The sequence below is a fragment of the Pseudarthrobacter sp. CC4 genome (assembly GCF_048957775.1).
In the GTDB taxonomy this organism is placed as follows: Bacteria; Actinomycetota; Actinomycetes; order Actinomycetales; family Micrococcaceae; genus Arthrobacter.
Window position 1 is genome coordinate 1 of record NZ_JARCCZ010000057.1, and the last position, 5,451, is coordinate 5,451.

At 54.9% G+C, this 5,451-nt stretch carries 2 rRNA genes; both read right to left on the reverse strand.

Features of this window, described 5'->3' with window-relative positions:
• Window positions 1–126 precede the first annotated feature (126 nt).
• Window positions 127–3,253: ribosomal RNA gene (locus PV768_RS21650) — 23S ribosomal RNA — on the reverse strand.
• Window positions 3,254–3,746: 493 nt separating this feature from the next.
• Window positions 3,747–5,269 (reverse strand): 16S ribosomal RNA (locus tag PV768_RS21655).
• The 16S and 23S rRNA genes sit together here, the layout of an rRNA operon.
• Between the last annotated feature and the right edge of the window lie 182 nt (window positions 5,270–5,451).

Below are 5,451 nucleotides of genomic sequence, written 5' to 3' on the forward strand. Positions count from 1 at the left end.
AGTTGGTGTTCCCTGCAACAAATGGTTTGTTGTTCGGGAACCACATAGTGGACGCAAGCAGTCTTGTTATCTTTTTACCAACCCTGGTGTGGAACCGCTTTTGAACCGGTTTCACGGGTGTGGTGTGTGGTGTAAGTTATCGGCCTATTAGTACCGGTCAGCTTCACGAGTCGTTAGTCCTCGCTTCCACATCCGGCCTATCAACCCAGTGGTCTGGCTGGGGGCCTCTCACACACGAGGTGTATGGAAATCTCATCTTGAAGCGAGCTTCCCGCTTAGATGCTTTCAGCGGTTATCCCATCCGAACGTAGCTAATCAGCGGTGCACTTGGCAGTACAACTGACACACCAGAGGTTCGTCCGTCCCGGTCCTCTCGTACTAAGGACAGCCCTTCTCAAATTTCCTGCGCGCGCAGCGGATAGGGACCGAACTGTCTCACGACGTTCTAAACCCAGCTCGCGTACCGCTTTAATGGGCGAACAGCCCAACCCTTGGGACCTACTCCAGCCCCAGGATGCGACGAGCCGACATCGAGGTGCCAAACCATGCCGTCGATATGGACTCTTGGGCAAGATCAGCCTGTTATCCCCGAGGTACCTTTTATCCGTTGAGCGACGGCCATTCCACAATGTACCGCCGGATCACTAGTCCCGACTTTCGTCCCTGCTCGAGATGTCTCTCTCACAGTCAAGCTCCCTTGTGCACTTACACTCGACACCTGATTGCCAACCAGGCTGAGGGAACCTTTGGGCGCCTCCGTTACTTTTTAGGAGGCAACCGCCCCAGTTAAACTACCCATCAGGCACTGTCCCTGACCCGGATTACGGGCCGAAGTTAGATGTCCAAAGTGACCAGAGTGGTATTTCAACGATGACTCCACCCGAACTGGCGTCCGGGCTTCAACGTCTCCCACCTATCCTACACAAGCCACTCCGAACACCAATACCAAACTATAGTAAAGGTCTCGGGGTCTTTCCGTCCTGCTGCGCGTAACGAGCATCTTTACTCGTACTGCAATTTCGCCGAGTTTATGGTTGAGACAGCGGGGAAGTCGTTACTCCATTCGTGCAGGTCGGAACTTACCCGACAAGGAATTTCGCTACCTTAGGATGGTTATAGTTACCACCGCCGTTTACTGGGGCTTAAATTCTCAGCTTCGCCTTGCGGCTAACCGGTCCTCTTAACCTTCCAGCACCGGGCAGGAGTCAGTCCGTATACATCGTCTTGCGACTTCGCACGGACCTGTGTTTTTAGTAAACAGTCGCTTCCCCCTGGTCTCTGCGGCCCCGATCCCCTCCCACCAGCAAGTGGTGTTCAAGGTTGGGGCCCCCCTTCTCCCGAAGTTACGGGGGCATTTTGCCGAGTTCCTTAACCATAATTCTCTCGATCGCCTTAGTATTCTCTACCTGATCACCTGTGTCGGTTTGGGGTACGGGCGGCTAAAACCTCGCGTCGATGCTTTTCTCGGCAGCATAGGATCACCGAATCCCCCCAAACGGGGGTCCCATCAGATCTCAGGCATCATGAACAGCGGATTTGCCTACCGTTCGCCCTACATCCTTAGACCGGGACAACCATCGCCCGGCTCGGCTACCTTCCTGCGTCACACCTGTTAATACGCTTGCCTCCCAGGATCAGGTCCTGCGCTCCACCAAAACCCTTCACCCACAAGGGGTGTCAGGCAGGTCTCGGGCAGTTAGTATCCCCTGTTCAGCATGGGCGGTTTTTCGCCGGTACGGGAATATCAACCCGTTGTCCATCGACTACGCCTGTCGGCCTCGCCTTAGGTCCCGACTTACCCAGGGCAGATTAGCTTGACCCTGGAACCCTTGATCATTCGGCGGACGGGTTTCTCACCCGTCTTTCGCTACTCATGCCTGCATTCTCACTCGTGTAGGCTCCACCGCTGGTTTACACCGCGACTTCACCGCCCACACGACGCTCCCCTACCCATCCAAACGCCTGAACCACAAGGGCTTAGCTAATATTTGAATGCCACAACTTCGGCGGTGTACTTGAGCCCCGCTACATTGTCGGCGCGGAATCACTTGACCAGTGAGCTATTACGCACTCTTTTAAGGATGGCTGCTTCTAAGCCAACCTCCTGGTTGTCTTCGCAACTCCACATCCTTTCCCACTTAGCACACGCTTAGGGGCCTTAGTTGGTGGTCTGGGCTGTTTCCCTCTCGACTATGAAGCTTATCCCCCACAGTCTCACTGCTGCGCTCTCACTTACCGGCATTCGGAGTTTGGCTGACGTCAGTAACCTTGTAGGGCCCATTAGCCATCCAGTAGCTCTACCTCCAGCAAGAAACACGCAACGCTGCACCTAAATGCATTTCGGGGAGAACCAGCTATCACGAAGTTTGATTGGCCTTTCACCCCTACCCACAGCTCATCCCCTCCATTTTCAACTGAAGTGGGTTCGGTCCTCCACGACGTCTTACCGTCGCTTCAACCTGGCCATGGGTAGATCACTTCGCTTCGGGTCTAGATCACGCCACTGCAACGCCCTATTCAGACTCGCTTTCGCTACGGCTGCCCCACACGGGTTAACCTCGCGACGTAACACTAACTCGCAGGCTCATTCTTCAAAAGGCACGCCGTCACCAGAATCAGACTGGCTCCGACGGATTGTAAGCACACGGTTTCAGGTACTGTTTCACTCCCCTCCCGGGGTACTTTTCACCTTTCCCTCACGGTACTGGTCCGCTATCGGTCATTAGGGAGTATTTAGGCTTATCAGGTGGTCCTGACAGATTCGCACGGGATTTCTCGGGCCCCGTACTACTTGGGATACTCTCACAGGCGGTACACAACATTACGGTTACGGGGCTAACACCCTCTCTGGCCGGCCTTTCAAGACCGTTCACCTATGCCTGCACATCACACCCCACCAGCCCGGCAGAACTGGTATGGAAAGTCCCACAACCCCGACCATGCAACGCCCGCCGGCTATCACACATGGAACGGTTTAGCCTGATCCGCGTTCGCTCGCCACTACTAACGGAATCACTATTGTTTTCTCTTCCTGCGGGTACTGAGATGTTTCACTTCCCCGCGTTCCCTCCACGCACCCTATGTGTTCAGATGCGGGTCACCGAGTCACTCGCGCGCTCGGCGGGGTTTCCCCATTCGGACACCCTGGGATCACAGTCCGGTTATCGACTCCCCCAGGCTTATCGCAGATTCCTACGTCCTTCTTCGGCTCCTAATGCCAAGGCATCCACCGTGTGCTCTTAAAAACTTGACCACAAAAGATCAAAAACGCTAATTTTCGAGAGAACCATGAAAACCACTGCACCATCCCGAAAGACAGCACAACAGATCCAGGTTCATATTCTTGGAAATTGCTTCTTATAAAAGATGCTCGCGTCCACTATGTAGTTCTCAAACAACAACCCCAAACCACACACCCCACACACACAACATGCATGATCGGTGCAGCCAGGAAACCAGAAACAAACAAACCCGCAACCCCGCCCCACACGGGACGGAACCACAGCCCTGTTGCCTCAGGACCCAACAGTGTGCCAAACACGAAACCACCCGCACCCACCAGCACCCTTCCAGGAACCCCGCAAAGAGGAACCGTACTAAGCACCGGAAAGAACCGGCAGCCGCTATTCGTTGATATTCCACCCTTGAGCACCCGCCGCAGAACTTGCGTCTGCGCAACGGGCTGTACTCCTGACAAACCCCCCGCACCGCATACACGGCACGAACAATCTGTAGGTGCTCCTTAGAAAGGAGGTGATCCAGCCGCACCTTCCGGTACGGCTACCTTGTTACGACTTAGTCCCAATCGCCAGTCCCACCTTCGACAGCTCCCTCCCACAAGGGGTTAGGCCACCGGCTTCGGGTGTTACCAACTTTCGTGACTTGACGGGCGGTGTGTACAAGGCCCGGGAACGTATTCACCGCAGCGTTGCTGATCTGCGATTACTAGCGACTCCGACTTCATGGGGTCGAGTTGCAGACCCCAATCCGAACTGAGACCGGCTTTTTGGGATTAGCTCCACCTCACAGTATCGCAACCCTTTGTACCGGCCATTGTAGCATGCGTGAAGCCCAAGACATAAGGGGCATGATGATTTGACGTCGTCCCCACCTTCCTCCGAGTTGACCCCGGCAGTCTCCTATGAGTCCCCACCATCACGTGCTGGCAACATAGAACGAGGGTTGCGCTCGTTGCGGGACTTAACCCAACATCTCACGACACGAGCTGACGACAACCATGCACCACCTGTAAACCGACCGCAAGCGGGGCACCTGTCTCCAGGTATTACCGGTTCATGTCAAGCCTTGGTAAGGTTCTTCGCGTTGCATCGAATTAATCCGCATGCTCCGCCGCTTGTGCGGGCCCCCGTCAATTCCTTTGAGTTTTAGCCTTGCGGCCGTACTCCCCAGGCGGGGCACTTAATGCGTTAGCTACGGCGCGGAAAACGTGGAATGTCCCCCACACCTAGTGCCCAACGTTTACGGCATGGACTACCAGGGTATCTAATCCTGTTCGCTCCCCATGCTTTCGCTCCTCAGCGTCAGTTAATGCCCAGAGACCTGCCTTCGCCATCGGTGTTCCTCCTGATATCTGCGCATTTCACCGCTACACCAGGAATTCCAGTCTCCCCTACATCACTCTAGTCTGCCCGTACCCACCGCAGATCCGGAGTTGAGCCCCGGACTTTCACGGCAGACGCGACAAACCGCCTACGAGCTCTTTACGCCCAATAATTCCGGATAACGCTTGCGCCCTACGTATTACCGCGGCTGCTGGCACGTAGTTAGCCGGCGCTTCTTCTGCAGGTACCGTCACTTTCGCTTCTTCCCTACTGAAAGAGGTTTACAACCCGAAGGCCGTCATCCCTCACGCGGCGTCGCTGCATCAGGCTTGCGCCCATTGTGCAATATTCCCCACTGCTGCCTCCCGTAGGAGTCTGGGCCGTGTCTCAGTCCCAGTGTGGCCGGTCACCCTCTCAGGCCGGCTACCCGTCGTCGCCTTGGTAAGCCATTACCTCACCAACAAGCTGATAGGCCGCGAGTCCATCCAAAACCACAAAAAGCTTTCCACCCCCCACCATGCGATGAGGAGTCATATCCGGTATTAGACCCAGTTTCCCAGGCTTATCCCAGAGTTAAGGGCAGGTTACTCACGTGTTACTCACCCGTTCGCCACTAATCACCCCACAAGTGAGGTTCATCGTTCGACTTGCATGTGTTAAGCACGCCGCCAGCGTTCATCCTGAGCCAGGATCAAACTCTCCGTTGAAGTAAAACAGACACAACCCCCAGCCCCGGGAAAACGGGACAAAAAGGCTGCACAAAATTTGAAACCAGCTGTAAAAACCAGACCACCCACAGGGGCGGATGACCCGGTCAATTCAACCAATCACTAAAACAATTGGTATCAACAAACTTGGCACACTATTGAGTTCTCAAACAACAGACACA